The 17,540-nt window shown below is 38.6% G+C and carries 14 protein-coding genes and 2 pseudogenes; 3 read left to right on the forward strand and 13 right to left on the reverse strand.

The window, feature by feature from the left end; all coding sequences use genetic code 11:
• Together B4113_RS18460 and B4113_RS03620 are read left to right on the forward strand one after the other, a co-directional pair.
• Positions 1-274 (forward strand): annotated as a pseudogene (locus B4113_RS18460) (IS701 family transposase); the annotation flags it as partial.
• A 297-nt stretch (positions 275-571) separates the two neighbouring features.
• Positions 572-1,183: a hypothetical protein gene (locus tag B4113_RS03620; protein WP_061912223.1), complete on the forward strand. Its 612-nt coding sequence runs from the start codon at positions 572-574 to the stop codon at positions 1,181-1,183.
• A 408-nt stretch (positions 1,184-1,591) separates the two neighbouring features.
• Here the strand turns inward: B4113_RS03620 and B4113_RS03625 are convergent, their stop codons facing one another.
• The 4 genes from B4113_RS03625 to B4113_RS03640 all read right to left on the reverse strand — a co-directional run bounded on the left by B4113_RS03625 (position 1,592) and on the right by B4113_RS03640 (position 6,749).
• Positions 1,592-2,998 carry an undecaprenyl-phosphate glucose phosphotransferase gene (locus tag B4113_RS03625; RefSeq protein ID WP_061912224.1) on the reverse strand — a complete coding sequence of 469 codons (1,407 nt, stop codon included), beginning with the start codon at positions 2,996-2,998 and terminating at the stop codon, positions 1,592-1,594.
• A gap of 133 nt (positions 2,999-3,131) precedes the next feature.
• Positions 3,132-4,502 carry a sugar phosphate nucleotidyltransferase gene (locus B4113_RS03630; RefSeq protein ID WP_061912225.1) on the reverse strand — a complete coding sequence of 457 codons (1,371 nt, stop codon included), beginning with the start codon at positions 4,500-4,502 and terminating at the stop codon, positions 3,132-3,134.
• A 5-nt stretch (positions 4,503-4,507) separates the two neighbouring features.
• Positions 4,508-5,638 (reverse strand): glycosyltransferase family 4 protein, encoded by a 1,131-nt coding sequence (locus B4113_RS03635; RefSeq protein ID WP_033843006.1) that lies wholly within the window; start codon positions 5,636-5,638, stop codon positions 4,508-4,510.
• 4 nt (positions 5,639-5,642) lie between these two features.
• Positions 5,643-6,749, reverse strand: a complete 1,107-nt coding sequence (locus tag B4113_RS03640) for a glycosyltransferase family 4 protein (RefSeq protein WP_081897158.1) — start codon at positions 6,747-6,749, stop codon at positions 5,643-5,645.
• 1,431 nt (positions 6,750-8,180) lie between these two features.
• On the opposite strand from B4113_RS03640, the gene B4113_RS03650 reads away from it, so the two are divergent.
• Complete coding sequence (locus tag B4113_RS03650; RefSeq protein WP_201028600.1) at positions 8,181-8,960, forward strand: IS630 family transposase; 780 nt, start codon at positions 8,181-8,183, stop codon at positions 8,958-8,960.
• Positions 8,961-9,123: 163 nt separating this feature from the next.
• Here B4113_RS03650 and B4113_RS03655 read toward each other — a convergent pair whose 3' ends face one another.
• The 9 genes and pseudogenes from B4113_RS03655 to B4113_RS20245 form a co-directional block, all read right to left on the reverse strand.
• On the reverse strand, positions 9,124-10,047 hold the full coding sequence (locus tag B4113_RS03655) for a glycosyltransferase family 2 protein (protein WP_061912226.1): 924 nt from the start codon (positions 10,045-10,047) through the stop codon (positions 9,124-9,126).
• Between the two features lie 22 nt (positions 10,048-10,069).
• A complete protein-coding gene (rfbD, locus tag B4113_RS03660) occupies positions 10,070-10,909 on the reverse strand; it encodes a dTDP-4-dehydrorhamnose reductase (protein WP_033843003.1) in 840 nt (279 codons plus the stop codon).
• On the reverse strand, positions 10,906-11,919 hold the full coding sequence (rfbB, locus tag B4113_RS03665) for a dTDP-glucose 4,6-dehydratase (RefSeq protein ID WP_033843002.1): 1,014 nt from the start codon (positions 11,917-11,919) through the stop codon (positions 10,906-10,908). The genes rfbD and rfbB overlap by 4 nt, the downstream gene beginning before the upstream one ends.
• Complete coding sequence (gene rfbC / locus B4113_RS03670; RefSeq protein WP_033843001.1) at positions 11,916-12,479, reverse strand: dTDP-4-dehydrorhamnose 3,5-epimerase; 564 nt, start codon at positions 12,477-12,479, stop codon at positions 11,916-11,918. Before rfbC ends, rfbB begins: the two co-directional genes overlap by 4 nt.
• Positions 12,480-12,493: 14 nt before the next feature.
• Positions 12,494-13,381, reverse strand: a complete 888-nt coding sequence (gene rfbA / locus B4113_RS03675) for a glucose-1-phosphate thymidylyltransferase RfbA (RefSeq protein ID WP_033843000.1) — start codon at positions 13,379-13,381, stop codon at positions 12,494-12,496.
• A complete protein-coding gene (locus B4113_RS03680) occupies positions 13,381-14,751 on the reverse strand; it encodes an oligosaccharide flippase family protein (protein WP_231559878.1) in 1,371 nt (456 codons plus the stop codon). Before B4113_RS03680 ends, rfbA begins: the two co-directional genes overlap by 1 nt.
• Positions 14,752-14,902: 151 nt before the next feature.
• A pseudogene (locus tag B4113_RS03685) lies at positions 14,903-15,576 on the reverse strand (sugar transferase).
• 33 nt (positions 15,577-15,609) lie between these two features.
• Complete coding sequence (gene galU, locus B4113_RS03690; RefSeq protein WP_033842996.1) at positions 15,610-16,491, reverse strand: UTP--glucose-1-phosphate uridylyltransferase GalU; 882 nt, start codon at positions 16,489-16,491, stop codon at positions 15,610-15,612.
• Positions 16,492-16,748: 257 nt separating this feature from the next.
• Positions 16,749-17,477, reverse strand: a complete 729-nt coding sequence (locus B4113_RS20245) for an AAA family ATPase (RefSeq protein WP_235597945.1) — start codon at positions 17,475-17,477, stop codon at positions 16,749-16,751.
• Positions 17,478-17,540: the final 63 nt, after the last annotated feature.

Below are 17,540 nucleotides of genomic sequence, written 5' to 3' on the forward strand. Positions count from 1 at the left end.
GCCCAGCGCTGGACGATCGAATGCGTTTTCCGGCAGGCCAAAGACCAGCTGAAGTCAGGTGGACCGTGTTCGTCACATTCGGGCGGTGAAACGGTATTGGGCAGTGGTGCTCTTAGCCTGTGTATACAGCATCGCCGAATCTCAACAAGACCTCTCTTCCGGCCTAGAGCTTCTTCGTTCTCGGAAAGGACACAGCATCGTCGAGTTCATCTACGATGCCGTGAAGCAAGATATTCCCATTGATGTGATCAAAAAACAACTCCATGTCGCCTAAGGGGTCCCCTGTTTGTCTCTTAGGGCATGGAAATTATTGTAATGAAAGATGCTCATCTACAATAAATGGGTTTTTATAAAAAAAGACTGACTCAAAATGGTCCCCTGTCAAACGGAATTGGCAAGTGGCATTTTTTATTTCCATTTCATGCATTTTTTACATGCCAGAAACACTCTTCTTCAATGATCTCCCAGTAATAAATCAGCAAGAAGTATTCTTCCGCAATGACAAAGGGATTTTTTCGTTTTCATCGAATTTATTACATAATACGATAATGCGGGAAAGGAGCATTCATAAATGGACCATTTAAATTACTTTTTCCCCTATGAACGCAAAGATGCACATCATGAAGACCAATTAACTAGAGCACTTTTAGTTACTTTGAAGATGGTGCCATTTATCCAGCATATGTTTATTGAGATGATAAGGGAGAAAATGTTTGATAAAAATGTAAATACTGTAAATATTGCCCCTTCATTGGTAAATACAGAGCACAGAATCGAGAGAATTGAAACGCAAGTGAAGAAAATAAGCCAAGATAGCGGGAAATTAATATCTATTCTTATATCAGATGATGAATTTATTACAGATCACAAAGTACATAACTCGGAAAGAGATGCCGTTTATGACGGGGTCATTTACTATAAACCTGATTTTATTTTCATCATTGAAAACAAGCCGAATAAAAATCAAGTACGGGTGGAACAATTAAATCCCAGCCTTCCGGCAGATACACAGATCGTTATAGAAGAAACACCGATATGTTTAAGTTGGAGGAGTATTATTGAAAGAATTAATCGTTTATTAGAAAAAGATTTAGTAACTGGCGCTGAAGCCGTTTTGTTTTCTTTATTAAAAAACAGGAAAAGCCCCGCAGAGATTTCTCTCCGCAGAGCCATCGATGGATAACAAGCACACGCCCAGTCCGGCTTTTTCGCTTTTACAACTTTTCTAGCACTTACAACAACGTCCATTCCTCACTCGTATAACCATTGTACAAATGGCAGTTCTACCATTGAATCTGCAAACGCTAAATCAGCTTTAAGAATGGATAGAGTGAATGAATAAGAGAATAACCGCAATAAACAAAGGAACCTGCCTTTAGCAAAGTTTTCAACATAACTCGCTTTTTAAGAAACTCAATGCTTTTAATAAAAAGCGCTGATATACCTTGGTATTCCCCTCAAGCTTCCAAGTTAATTCTTTTCTTCAACACTCAGCTTACGATGGAGTTTACCAGATCTCCAGCAAAAGTGCTAAGCTTGTTGAATGTTTAAGATAGGGGAAAAATTAACAGATGCTGCAATGCCCGATGTTTTAATAAGCATTTTTGTTCACTAAACCATTTGTAATTGTACGTAAAATAATTTTAATATCTAGCCACAAACTCCAGTTCTCTATATAAAAAATATCATGTTCAATCCTTGCCTGTATTGAGGTATCGCCACGCAATCCACACACTTGAGCCCATCCTGTGATCCCTGGACGGACATGATGTTTTATCATATATTTCGGGATTTCTTCTTTAAACTTTTCGACAAAATAAGGACGTTCGGGCCGTGGGCCAACCACACTCATATCGCCTTTCAGTACATTGAAGAACTGAGGCAGCTCGTCTAAGCTCGTTTTCCGCAAAAACGCTCCAAATTTCGTCCGACGTGGATCGTTTTCAACTGTCCATTGAGTATCGGAAACGGACTGAGGCATATGCTTCATGGAGCGAAATTTATACATATAAAACGTCCTTCTGTTCAATCCAACCCGCTCTTGCTTAAAAATAATTGGCCCTGGCGAAGTCAGCTTGATTCCAATGGCAATTATGATCATCAGCGGAGCCGTTAAAATAATAGCCAGCAGTGAAAAAACAACATCAAACAATCTTTTTAAAAGACGATTTCGCAGTTCATCCAATGGTACATCACGCACATTGATAATCGGCAAATCTCCAAACACTTCAAAATGAGGAGATGCTGGAAGGATATCATAAAAATCAGGAATAATAGAAGCGCGTACTCCCATTTTCTCGCAAACCGATATAATCTCCCGATATTTTGGATAGGCTTGCAACGGTAAAGCCACAACGACTTCATCAATTAACTGGTGGATCAAAATATGTTCCAAATCCGACACTTTTCCAATAATCGGTTTATAGTGAGCAAAGCGTGGCTCATGCTTTGTCCGAAAGTCATCTAAGAACCCGATGACCTCAAGCCCGTATTCCGGATGCATTTGGAGATTTTCAAAATACTTTCTACCGATCGATCCTGCCCCAACAATTAAAACAAATTGCTTATTATATCCTTTTTTTCTCAATTGACGAAGGCTTTGCTTCACTATATAGCGATATATCGAGACAAGCATAACGTTCCATATAAAATACAAAAATAGAAATAATCGTGAGATATCAACTATTTTCGAGGTAAACAATACGCTTAATAATAGGAACATGCTCAATGTATGTACTTGCAATACTTTCGCTAACTCATTAGAAAACTTATCTTTACGTTTTGATCCATATAATTCTATGAGATATCCTATCACAATGGCAATGGCACCATAAATGAGGCTCCAAAACAAATAACTTTTCAATGGCAAATGGCCATTGATCCCATCGTGAAATAGATGAAACTTCATCACCCATGATAAAATAAATGCCAACTGGATGATGACGAAATCCATTGAAACATAAACCTTTGTCAAAAAACGTTCTCGCCCTCGAATCATAACTACTCCCCCGTGCAGAACTCCCAAATTAAAACAGAAAGTTGAATTTCACAGTAGTACAGTCAATTCCTTCTCTATTTTATCATAAATTTGGAATTAAGATATAGCAATTTTCGACAATTTTTTAAAAAAACTACCTTGCATAACGACAAAACTGCTCTACCTCATCCCATGACATATAAACCCGAATAATATCTTCCTCAATTAATGGTGTTCCTGTCTGGACTTCAATCAACTCTAAGTCCGTCATCGCCTTAATACCATGTTTCGCCCCAACAGGAATTTCAAGCACATCCCCCGGCTTTACGGGGCGAATTTCGCCGTTAAGCACAAATTCCCCTTCGCCGCGAATAATCGTCCATACTTCACTGCGATAGCAATGCATTTGATAGCTTAAGTTTTTCCCTGCCGCGATCCCGATTCGTTTTGTTAAAACTTCTCGGCCGTCTTCAAATCTCGTATAATCCAACACCCGATACCAACCCCAGCGCCGTTCTTCATACATCGGGCGTTGATTGAAATCGTTGACAAGCTCCTTGATTTTTGGGCTTTTCCCCTTATCTGCCACTAAAACTCCGTCCGGGCTTACCGCTACAATGGCGTTGGACACTCCCAGCACAGCAACAGGAATGTCAAGCTCATTAACCAAGTGGGTGTTCTCCGACTCCACAACAACCCCCTTACCGATTTGGTTGGTCGCCATTTCCTCCGTTAACGTGTTCCACGTACCGAGGTCTTTCCAATACCCGTCATACGGCAACACGACAATATGTTCTGTCTTTTCCACCACCTCATAGTCAAAGCTAATTTTCGGCAATCGATCATACTGCTTGACTAACTCATCATACTGAACCGGAAATCCCTTTTCTTGCAGCAGGGAAATAAGATAATCAAGTTTAAACGCAAACACACCGCAGTTCCAAAGTGCCCCTTGTTTTATGAGCTCTGCTGCTTTGTCTTCAGTTGGTTTCTCCGTAAAATGGCTGACTCGTAAATAATCGCCATCGCTCGATTGAGAAGTTGGAACAATGTAACCGTACTTCGCTGATGGATACGTTGGCTCCACGCCGATTAACGCCAAATCGGCACCGCTGACCAACACCGTTTCCTCTAAATCCTTCACTCGATCAAAAAAGCGATCCTCCACATAAGGATCAACAGGCAAAACCGCAACGACTTCGTTTACGTCAATTCCTTCTACGCTATATAAATAAGCCGATGCAAGCGCAATCGCCGGAAACGTATCACGCCGCATCGGTTCAATGATAATTGGAACACTTTGCCCCAATTGACTTTGGATCATATCGACTTGGGATTTGCTTGTCGCAATGACGGCAGAATCCGCCAAGCCGACATTTCCTAACTGTCTCCATACACGTTGGACCATGGATTGTAACTGACCATTTTGATTTTCCAACACTTTCAAAAATTGCTTAGAGCGCGCATCGTTCGATAAAGGCCAAAGGCGTTTACCAGAGCCTCCGGAGAGTAAAATTATCTCCATCAGCATCACCTTCTTTCAAACTCTTGATATGTTAGTTCTAGCTTTTTTATCATTTTTTCTATGGTGAATTTTTCTATATAAATTTTATAGCTTTGCTCACCTAAACTTTTGATTTTTTCCGGATTGTTAATTAGATGTTCTAAAACTTGAACTGCTCCATTGACGTCCTTAATATTAAATAGGTAACCGTTTATACCATCGAAAATTATTTCGTTATTGCCAGTTACATTAGTACCAACAATCGGGAGTCCTTCGGCAAGCGCTTCAATAAGCGCATATGGCATCCCCTCATATAGAGAAGTTGTAATAAAAATATCAAATTCTTGTAATTGATCAGAGATATTATTTTTAAAGCCGACCAGTTGAATCCTCCTCTGAAGATTATCACTCTCAATTTTATTTTTTAATATTTCATAAAATGGTCCGTCTCCCACGTACCTGAAATCTACAGATTCATATTTACATATTATATTTTTAGCTATGTTATAGAAAGTAATAGGATCTTTTTGTTCAGAAAGTCTTGCAACTGTTCCAATAATTATTCTGTTATTTCCCCGTATTTTTTGGGGTTTTTCCTTTCTAGGTATACCATTATAAATAACTGTGCTATTGTTAATTGTAACTATTCCATTTTGCAGTGCAAACTGTCTTTCCCCTTCAGAAACATTTATAGTTAATTTTGTGATTTTACTAAACAATTTTTCTAATCCCACATAGAACTTCATCTTTTTCTGCGAAAGATTCAGTGACTGTGCCATATACGCATGTGGAGTATAAACTATATTTTTAATCCCGCACAAATAGGCTGCAGCTCTACCCAAAGCTCCAGCTTTGGAACTATGACAATGAACAATGTCGGGATTAATCGAATTAATTATCTTTATCATTTCTATTAGTGCTTTAGTGTCTTTTTTAAGAGATATTTCCCTATCTAATTCCTTAATCTCATATAGATAAATACCCTTTTGCTTCAAGTTCGGCAAACTACTCAAGAATACTTGATCAGCTCTATTCCTCCCATAAATTAGATGTATATCATACAAACCCAAATCAATATTTTCAATAATATCTAGAAGATGTCTACGTACTCCTCCACCCATAGCTTCACATATATATAATAGTCTTACCCTCTTCAATTTTTCACCCTCTATTTTTGTTATGGATAACTCTGTATAAATTACATGCCATGGTTTTAGGATTAAAAAACATATCGATGGTACTTTTGTTATTCTTGTGAGTCATATGATCGTCTAAACATTTAAGTAAAACTTTATATAATTCATTACTATCATTAGGCTTTATCACATATCCTAACATAGAATCTCTCACTGAAAGGTACTCCTTAAAACTACCTGTATTAGTCGCTACTACAGTACATCCAAGATATATAGCAGTCTGCACTGTTTGTGTACCTGTAGAGTCCCTGTACGGAAATACAGCAACCCTGCTATTGAGGATATATTTAGCTAACTCATTATTCGATACATACCTATTAATAATTTCAACTTTACCATTTAATTTCATGAGAAGACCATTAGTACAATCATTAAGATTTCCAGGACCAACTATTAATGCTTTATAATTAATTCCATCTACATGTAACTTATAGAAGGCTTGCTCCAGTATATCTAATCCTTTATATTTTTCAATTCGCCCAAAAAATATGAAATCATAATATCTCTCATCATAAGGCACTTCTTCTTGAACTGACAATGTTATTTCTTCCATATAAGGCAAATAAATTACTTTTATTTTTTCCGAATCAATCAAGTGGTTTTCTTCAGCCAATTCTTTTAGATAGTTACTAGCTACAAATATATTATTCAACTTTTTGCCTGTTAATAACACACTTTCATTGACTTTAGACAAGATTTTATTTATTAATTTAACACCCGTATGAGGTTTGGGATCGTGCCACCAAAAACTATAGTCAATTTTATTATTTAGCATCTTGACCAAAGCATTAAAAGGATTATCCGAATAAAAAAATAGATGTTTAATATCATTTTGTTTAACAAACTTTTTAATCTTTAACAATGAATCGATTTTTCTAAACATATTCTTATCTCTTTTATCGAAATTAACACTTAATATCCGATGCTTTTCATAATTGAATTCTGAATCGTTATAACAAAAACTTTTGATCACATACACATTTTCTTTTTCTGATAAATTATTACATAGACTTTTAAAAGAATCTCCAATGGCACTTCTTGATGAATTAATACAAACTAAACAAATATTCATCTTTATCCACCTTATTAAACTTTATTTGATTTCAGTGACTTGAAATCAATATACGTTAAAATATTAAAGTAAAGAATAAAGAAATATGAAATAAGATGTCTTATATATGATCCAAAGTCCGGCTCAAAAATACCATGCACAAAAAGTATGCTTAATAAGAAGATTAAATTGTTTTGTTGATTTCTTGACAACTTTTTATAGTTTTTTAGATTAAAGAATATAATATATGAGTTCAACAATATATACATAATAAAAATCATGTACTTTATGTTAAAGGATATAAATATTATCTCTAAAGGGAATAGTATTCTTAGAATACATAATAAATAATTAATCAACATTATAAAATTATTATTCGAAACAAACACATCTAATATCATAGTTTGTGCATCTGTAGAGTTAACACGAAAATAGTTTATATCCTGCCTAATATAGAATACATCAAAAAGATATCTATTGGGAATTAGAGCTAGGATCAACATAAGAATAAAAATTAACCAAAATCTTGATTTTCTATAGTTCAAAAAAACATAAAAAACACAGAAATATAAAAAAATTAACGCAAAATAAGTTCGAAAAAAATAGGAATAAAGAAATGCAAGGATAGCTAAAGATATAAATAGTATTTTACCTTGATTTTTTTTCAATATTATTGAAATTATAAGAGAAAATAAAAATGTAATCCACTCCTTACTAATATGTGTTACATAAATTTGCAATAACGTTAAAGATGTTAATAGCCAAACTATTAACAATACATTAATTCTTTTTGGTTTTATAAAGGAAATCGACAGCAAAATTATGGGTATAGTGATAAAATTTAAAATTAAAGCCCATAGACCCCAATCATAAACGCCGAAAATGTTTAAAAAATTATAAAATTTAGCACTAAAATCAAAGGCTTTATCATTCAAATTAATACCCGATTTCATTAAATATAAAATCTTATTGGAATCATAGAAATATTTTTCATCAAAAAGTTCTTTCATCCTAAGTTTAAAGATTAGCAATAAACCTAATATAATAAATAAAAATGAATAAAACAGGTAATGTTCACCTTTTCTTGAAGATAAACTTAGAACAGAACTTTCCTCGTTCCTATCCTGAAGACAAAAACTATTCATCCTTCGCTTATAAACATGAAAAGCCTTCATAAAACTCCCTCTTTAAGAATTTATACTTTTCTATCCTAACTCCGAAACGAATTTTGCAAACTATATACATGCTCACTAAAAGATTAACCTTCGTATAAATGGTGTCCACTCCAGTGATACTGCTCCTAAGGAAAAGCATGGGAAAGGAGCGGAATTCGGCATGAAACGTCTCAAAATCACCGACCATCACGGATGAACGCCCCGGAAACTCCGCAAGCAGAAACAGAAAATCAAAAACGCTCAGCTCCGCCAACGCGTGATGGCCGTCCGCCTAGTTATGGAAGGATCGTTGGGCAAAGAGGCTGCTTCCATGGTCCATGTGTGCCGCCAAACCGTTTCCCATTATGTGCCGCTGTTTAACGAAGGCGGCCTTGAACTCCTGCTTCATCGGGATGTTGCCCCTTTGCGGGAGCCGTTTCTCACTGAAAAACAGCAGGAAGAGATCAAACACCTCGTGTTAACCACGACACCTGCGGAGCTGGGCTGGGACTGGGACATCGCTTCGGCGTGGAATACGAAGATCCTTCAATCCTATGTGCACCATCGTTATGGCATCTCCATTTCCCGCGAAGCCTTGCGAAAACTCTTGCATCGAACAGGGCCTTCTTGGGCCCGGCCGACCTACACGTTGGCAAAAGGAGACCCGGACCAGCAAAAAAACTTCGAGAGACAAATGTATTTGATAAAAAACGTAATCGGTCCGGATTCCGTCCCGTTGTACATAGATGAAACGCCTATCCGGTCATATCATGTGCTGCGTACCACATGGTCAGAGGTTGGCCATCCAAAGCAAGTGCCAAAGTGCGGCCATCATGCCCACGTATCGCTGTTTGGCACCGTCAACATTCACAAGGGCAAAACGGTGCTTCATCAAACGACCGTTACCAATACCGAGACGTTCTTAGATTTCTTGAGAATGGCCAAAGAGTGCTATCCGGATCGTTCCAATTACCAATGTATTTCACAAGGATCGTGGATCATAACGATATCATTCAAGCTATTACACAGTTTGTCAACTACATGTACGAACGTCCCAAGGGAGTGCTACAACGCTTAGGGTTACAGGATGACTGAGAAGTTAACTCTTTATGTTGCATATATATAGTTTGTAATAAAGACTTTTCGATCTTCAGTCTTTATCCCTTGACAAGCTGGCAAGGGGACAAGAAGAGTAAACAATGGCATGTAAAACAAAATTGCAACGTATATATAAATAAGGACTATACCCAAATAGACATTACTGCTTTATAAATACAAACTAATCTTCTTCTTTTTCTATTCTGATTCATAATAAATACTTTTAATACCTTCTTTAGTGCCTTATAGTATGCGTAACAAAAGGCTGTAAAGATTCTTAATTTGTTTTCCTGAGTTCGCTTCACAAACCAATACCCATTCCGAATATCATAAAAAGCTACAATTGGAGATAGATTTTTTTCTCCACCTGAAGATGCCGATACTTTATGATGTACGAGAGATCGCGGAACATACTTAATTTTCCATCCATATAGCTTAGCTCTAACATTCCAATCCGTTTCTTCATAATACAAAAAATAATCCTCACACATATACCCTACCGTTTCCAATATCTCTCGCCTAAAACCTAGGCTGCATCCCGTTATATAATCGACTTCCCTCAATTGGTCATACTGTCCCACATCTTCTTCTTTTATTCCTATATGCTTTGTCTTCCCTGTCCAAGTATTGACTTTTCCACCTGCAAACCAAATTTTATTCGTTCCATAGTAGTAAATCTTCGAACCAACAATTCCAACCTGCTTATCGTTTTCTAATGTCTCTACCAATGGGGTCAAAGCATTCGGGTCGACAACCGTATCGTTATTTAATAACCAGAAGTATTGATATCCTTGATGATACGCCTGTTTAATCGCGACATTATTCCCACCGGCAAACCCTAGATTCGCCCCGGTTTGAATAAATGTAATGGGGATGTGAAACTTGCCATCCTTGTAATCTTGTTGCAGTTTGTCAAATGAACCATCTTGTGATGCATTATCTACTAAAAACACATGGAAGTGAGGATATGTTAAGTGTTCTAGCGATTTTAAACATTCAAATGTATCGTTGTAGGCATTCCAGTTTAAAATGATAATCGCTACGTCTTTATCCGTTACTTGTTTCAAGTGTCCATCACTACCTTATAGTTTAATTCGTATGAATAAATTCTTTCAAGGCTTCTCGCCAATTTCTCATTCGATGAAATCCATTCAGCCTGAGCGCCATATGCTCAAACACCGAGTACATTGGCCTTGGCGCTGGTCTTTGGAAGTCTTGTGTTGTACAAGGATTTACCTTCATTTCAATCCCCGCTTCTTCAAAAATAGCCTTCGCAAATTCATACCAAGAACAATGTCCTGAATTTGAAACGTGATAAATGCCGTATTTCTCCGTCTGGATCAGGTCAAAAATGCATTGGGCTAAGTCTACTGTATATGTCGGGCAACCGACTTGATCATGGACAACCATTAGCTCATCCCGCTCTTGAGCCAACTTTAGCATCGTTCTAACAAAATTGTTTCCATGCTTTCCATACACCCAGGAAGTTCTGACGATAAAAAACTTCGAATGCAAGTCGCGAACAAACTGCTCACCAGCTAATTTACTTTTTCCATACACGTTAAGCGGACTCGTTGGCGCAAACTCATTATATGGCTTCTTCGCCGTTCCATCAAAGACATAATCGGTACTAATATAAACAAGCTTTGCCCCCACTGTTTCAGAAGCTACTGCCACATTCCTTGTTCCGTATGCATTCACTAAAAATGCCTGATCTCTCTCCGATTCTGCTAAATCAACTTTTGTATAGGCCGCAGCGTGAATCACAACATCAGGTTTAACTTCGCTAATCACCTGTTTTACCTGATCAAAGTTTGTAATATCTAACTCTTCCCGCCCATACCCATACACTTTATATCCTTTATGTTCGAGTAAATGGACTACATCCATCCCAAGCTGACCTTTTGCGCCTGTTACAATCACTTTCATAGCTTGTCACCATACTGTTTTTGATAATATTTCATATATTCTCCATATTTAATGTTTTTCCACCACTCTTGATTGTCGATATACCATTGAATCGTTTCAACGATGCCCTTTTCAAAGGTATATTTGGGCTTCCAACCAAGCTCGGTCATAATTTTCGTTGGATCAATCGCATAACGGCGATCATGGCCTGGACGATCCGCAACATATTTAATTAAATCTTTCGAAACTCCGAGCTTTTCAACGATTAGGTGCACGATTTCATTATTTGTCCGTTCATTATGTCCACCGATATTGTATACTTCTCCGGGTCTACCTTTATGAATGACTAAATCAATCGCCGCGCAATGGTCTTTAACATGTAGCCAATCACGAACATTTTGGCCGTCGCCGTAAATCGGAAGATCTTTCCCTTCCAACGCATTCGTAATCATTAATGGAATGAGTTTTTCAGGGAAGTGATATGGTCCATAGTTGTTGGAACATCTCGTAATGTTCACATTGAGGCCATACGTTTCATGGTACGCTCTTACAAGCAGGTCTCCGCCAGCCTTACTTGCCGAATAAGGACTATTTGGCGCCAATGGCGTCTCTTCTGTAAAATATCCCGTTTCGCCAAGTGTTCCATACACTTCATCTGTTGAAATTTGCACATATTTCTTGATATTGTTGGCTTTCGCTACATCTAATAACGCTTGCGTACCCAATACATTTGTTCTTACAAAACTATCAGGATCGGTAATACTTCGGTCGACATGAGACTCCGCCGCAAAGTTTACAATCACATCAATCTCATGAGTTTTAACTAAATAATCAACTAGCTCACGGTTATTAATATCACCTTTCACAAAGAGATAATTCGGGTGATGTTCAACATCTTTTAAGTTTTCAAGATTACCAGCATACGTTAATAAATCATAATTGACGACTTTATAAGTTGGATATTTCTCAAGTATATAACGAACAAAGTTGCTGCCAATAAACCCTGCTCCACCTGTCACTAAAAGATTCATGACGGTCTCTCCCACTCAAAGTTGATTTCGGCATTGGACAATAATGGATGTTTCGTATCTTTGTCAGAAAGAACTGGATTTGATGTCGGCCAATCAATTCCTAACGTCGGATCATTCCAAAGAATACCCCGATCGTGTTCTGGAGAATAGTATTCATCCACTTTATATTGTACTTCCGTATTTTCCACTAACGTACAAAAACCATGGGCAAATCCTTTTGGCACAAGTAATTGACGCTTATTTTCCGCACTTAAAATAAACCCTTGCCATTTGCCGAATGTCGGTGAACCTTTACGAATATCGACAACGACATCGTAAATAGCTCCTCGAGTCACACGAACCAGCTTCGTTTGTGCCTTTGGATTCAACTGATAATGAAGCCCACGAATCGTTCCTGCTTGTTGCGATAACGAGTGATTGTCTTGAATAAAGTCGAAATCCACCCCGTATTCCGCAAAAAGCTGTTTATTGTAGCTCTCCATAAAAAAACCGCGATGGTCGCCAAATACGCTCGGCTCAATAAGCAACACACCCGGCAACAATGTTTCCGTCACTTTCACAACAAACACCTCAATTATAAATAGATCGGCCGTTTCTTTTGGTTCGCAATATCGATCAAATACTGACCATACTGATTTTTCTTTAATGGTTCCGCCAACTTTAATAATTGTTCTCGGTCAATGTACCCTTTTAGGTAGGCGATTTCCTCCAAGCAAGCCACTTTTAAACTTTGACGTTTCTCAATTGTTTCGATAAATTGCGATGCCTCCAACAACGATTCATGCGTGCCGGAGTCTAACCATGAAAACCCTCTCCCTAAAATTTCCACATGTAATTCACCGAGTTCCAAATACGCTTTATTCACATCTGTAATTTCTAATTCTCCGCGTGCAGAAGGCTTGATACTTTTCGCAATCTCTACCACACGATGATCGTAAAAATACAGTCCCGTCACTGCATAATTGGACTTCGGATGTTTTGGCTTTTCTTCAATGGAAATGACCTTTCCGTTCTCATCGAATTCTACAACACCAAAGCGCTCAGGATCATTGACATAATAGCCGAAAATCGTCGCCCCTGTTTTGCGCTCAACAGCTTTTTGCAATAATTTCGTCAATCCATGACCATAGAACAGGTTATCCCCTAAAATCAAGGCAACGTTGTCATCACCGATAAACTCTTCTCCAATAATAAACGCCTGCGCAAGACCATCCGGAGAAGGCTGCACGGCGTAAGACAGCGATATTCCTAGTTGCGACCCATCACCTAGCAACTCTGCAAAACGTGGCGTGTCACTAGGAGTAGAAATAATTAAAATATCACGAATCCCAGCCAACATTAAAACAGACAATGGGTAATAGATCATTGGTTTGTCGTAAACAGGCAATAGCTGCTTGGATACTGCCTTGGTTAAAGGATAGAGACGAGTCCCGCTGCCTCCGGCTAAGATGATGCCTTTCATTATGTTCTGACCCCTGTCCTTACAGTTTTGATAATAACTAACACATCTTTATAAAACAAAAGGGTAAATAGAGTAACAGCTAGTAAATATGAAAACATTCCTAACGTAACGGTTAATTTGGTGCATAAGAAAAATAAAGCGGCTACTAAAACAACAAATATATGATCCTTAAGAGTATTAGTATTGAGTTTCTTGTAAAAATAAAAGTCTGTATAAATCCACCATACATAAAACGAAAGCAAAGTACCGATTGAAAAATTCAATAGACTCGGTGTCGAGAAAACAACAATGACATTTACTAATAACGTTATAACAAATGCAACTATATTGTTTTTATTATAGTCTTTTATCAGCTGTAACCCCTTGTAAAAGTTAACACCTACGATATTAATAATACTTCTCAAAATGACAGTTGGATATAGAACAGCGGCAATTATTATAGAATCAGTGTAATCCTCCAAGTAGTTTAATATTATAAATTTAATGACAAAAAAAGTACAAAGGCTGTAGCTAGTTATAAGAACACATATAGAAGAAAATAACTTATATTTTTGAGCATTAAGCTGATCTCTATCGCGCGCAATATAAGGATATAAGTAAGAAGAGATAGAATTAATAATTGTAAAGACCAACCCTAATAACGAAACTGCAAATGAATAATATGAAAATTCTTCAACAGAGAGAAAATGATCGATAAAAATCCTGTCTATCCCAAGAATTATGATCCCCATAAAGTTACCGATAAGCAAAAAAAATCCTATCCTATAATTATGAGCAATCTCATTTTTTACTATGGATAACCTTTCTCTTTTTCCTATCACGATATCCCTAAACTGTATTATATACCTTATAAGAATTAATAAATTAACAATACTTTGAGCTAAAATATAATAAAAATAACTCTCGACCCCTAACATTATTAATATGAATATAATAACCATATTTAATAAATGTTGTAAAATTGTATTTGCCGCAAAAACACGGAATCTCTTAGTGATTTGAGAAATAAAAGAAAAAAAGGTCGCTATATTCACAAAGATTATGTTTATAGCGACCATTATATAAATGACTTCCTTATCTATATTGGTAACAAAAAAAGCTAGCAGTCCGATTATAATCCCGGTTACGACAACTTGGGTAAGGAACAAAAAAAGAAAGAATGTTCGAAACCTTGCCTTTGGCAAACTCTCATAGTCATAATGCCCATAACGCACTAAAATCCCGTCAGCAAATCCGAGGTGGGCTAACCCTACTAACCCAAGGTAAAATCCAAATAATTTAAAATAACCAAACTCTACCACACCAAGATACTTTGGGACTACTAAAGAAAGAAAAATGCCGCTTATTATTGTAACTATACTAGAAACCATCACAGCAACAAAACTCTTGCTATCCTCAAACCAAAGTTTAGCTTTGCTTTTTATACTGCAACACTCCCGTATTTACGATATTAAACTTCTTTTAGGTCACCGTTGGTTTTCTCTTCAAATTAAAACAACTTATATAACAGTAATAACAGCGTTAATAAGCACTATTAGGCTTAATCATCACTTTAATCGTTTTAAGTATAATTTTTAAATCGTATAAAAGCGAACGTTCACGAATATATTGCAAATCCAACTTAACCATCTCGTGAAACCCCAAATCATTTCTCCCACTTACCTGCCACAACCCCGTACATCCTGGGGTGACAAGCAGTCTTTGCTTATCATATTCCGTATATTGCGCCACTTCCCTTGGCAGCGGCGGCCGTGGGCCGACTAGGCTCATTTCCCCTTTTAATACATTCCATAATTGCGGCAGTTCGTCAATGCTTGTTTTGCGGATTATTTGCCGACTTTTGTGACGCGTGGATCGTTTTTCATTTTAAACATGGCGCCTGATACTTCGTTATACTTTAACAGTTCCCTCAGTTGTTCCTCCGCATCCGCCACCATCGAGCGAAATTTGTACATATAGAATTCCCTTCCGTCCTTGCCGACACGGACTTGTTTAAAAAAGACGGGCCCTCTCGGATCTTCGAGTTTAATGAGAATCGCGACGATGAGAAACAGCCACGATAAACAAATCAGTCCGATGAGCGCCCCGCAGATGTCCATGATTCGCTTGGCAACTAAGTATCCTTTTTTATCATTGACGGCTACTCGATGGCGGTGGGTAGCTTCGATTGTTGCTGTCCCTCCTGGCTTCGCCAACTTCCATCCCCCTGTTTCTTTTCTTTCTTTCTCCTATGCTTTCTCTTTTACACTTTCTAGCATTTGCTCCATAAATGGAATGAGGTCTTTCCGCAGTTCTTCGTTTTGCACCGCAAACTCGATCGTCGTTTTGATGAATCCGAGCTTCTCGCCGACGTCGTAGCGTTTGCCTTCGAATTCGTAGGCGAAGACGCGTTGGATTTCGTTCAGCTTTTGGATGGCGTCGGTGAGTTGGATTTCGCCGCCCGCGCCGGTTTCTTGTTTGTCAAGGAAGAGGAAGATTTCCGGTGTGAGGATGTATCTTCCCATGATCGCCAAATTGGACGGAGCGGTGCCGGGCGCTGGTTTTTCGACGAATTGGCGCACTTGGTAGCGGCGGCCGTGTTGTTCGATCGGGTCGATGATGCCGTAGCGGTGTGTTTCGTGATCGGGCACTTGTTTGACACCGATGACGGAGCTCAATGTTTGTTCATATTGGTCGATGAGCTGCTTCAAACACGGCGGGTCGGCTTGGACGATGTCGTCGCCAAGCAAGACGGCAAACGGTTCGTCGCCGATAAAGTTTCTTGCACACCAGACGGCGTGTCCCAACCCTTTCGGCTCTTTTTGGCGGATGTAGTGGATGTCGACTTTCGACGGTTCTTTCACTTTCTCCAGCAAGTCGTATTTGCCTTTTTCCATCAAGTTTTGTTCGAGTTCAAAGGCGATGTCAAAATGGTCTTCGATGGCGCGTTTTCCTTTTCCGGTGACGATGATGATGTCTTCGATTCCTGAGGCGATGGCTTCTTCGACGATGTATTGGATCGTCGGTTTATCGACAATCGGCAGCATCTCCTTCGGCATCGCCTTGGTCGCCGGAAGGAAGCGCGTTCCTAAGCCCGCCGCTGGGATGATCGCTTTGCGTACTTTTTTCACGTATGTAACCCCCTATGTATTTGTTGGCCCATATGCCTCCGCGCATCGGTATAGCAGAGGCAATGCCGATGCGCCGACGCACATGGGCAAAAAACGGTCCGTTCGTGGGACTTTATTTGGCATTCTCGATTTTAGATTTAAAATCTCTTTCTCATGATCGATCAATTGCTCAACCATGGCATCCAATCTTCGCTGCAAGTAATCTTCCACCATGTTTGTCGGTTTTTTCATAAAAGCTTGGCTCAAGGTGTTTGAGGTTATCCATCCTCTCCATCCTCTTCCCCGATCTGAAATGCATACGTTTCGTCATTTAACTCTAAAATGACTTTATTAAACGTCTCAGCTGGAAAACCGTTTTCCGTCGGGATGATTGGCGTGATGACGGTTTCCTGGCCTTGAAGGTGAAACTGATACGCCTTCACTTTTTTCGGTTCTAGCGCGTCTTCTTCTACGTAGCCGTATTTCTCCATTAATTGTGCTCTGTTCGGATGTTGATGTAATTTGATCAAGTTGTTGACTTGTTGAAACAAAATATCACTGTGCGTTGTCAACCATACTGGCATCCCTCTGTTCACCAGTTTCACAAGCGCGGTTGCTAATATGCGTTGAACGCGGGGATGCAAATGAGCTTCCGCTTCTTCAAAAAACAGCGAACGATACGTTGTTTTTGATTTTAAAAATAAAATGAGCGGCGACAGTTCTGTCACAAGCGACGATGTAACATATAAAGGTAAGCGCTCCGATTTACCTTGTGGGCAATAGTAAAACGATGGGATTGGCCCTTTTTCTTGATTCATCGTGCCATTGGTGATCTGCATTTCAATAAATCGTCCGATATCGGCGTACTTGGACTGTCCGCTTTCCTCTAGACGCAACAGCGCCTGTAAAAAACGGTAAACCGGCAAGGTGAACTCAAGAGGTGCATCCTCACGTTCTTCTCTGATCATTCGCTCCATCATTTCCTGCACAAGCGCCTTGTAAGACAACATGAATCCCGTACGCGAAGCCGGCAAATACAAGGCTTCACCAATGGCCCTTTCTTGGATGCT

The sequence above is a fragment of the Geobacillus sp. B4113_201601 genome (genome assembly GCF_001587475.1).
Taxonomy (GTDB): Bacteria; Bacillota; Bacilli; order Bacillales; family Anoxybacillaceae; genus Geobacillus; species Geobacillus icigianus.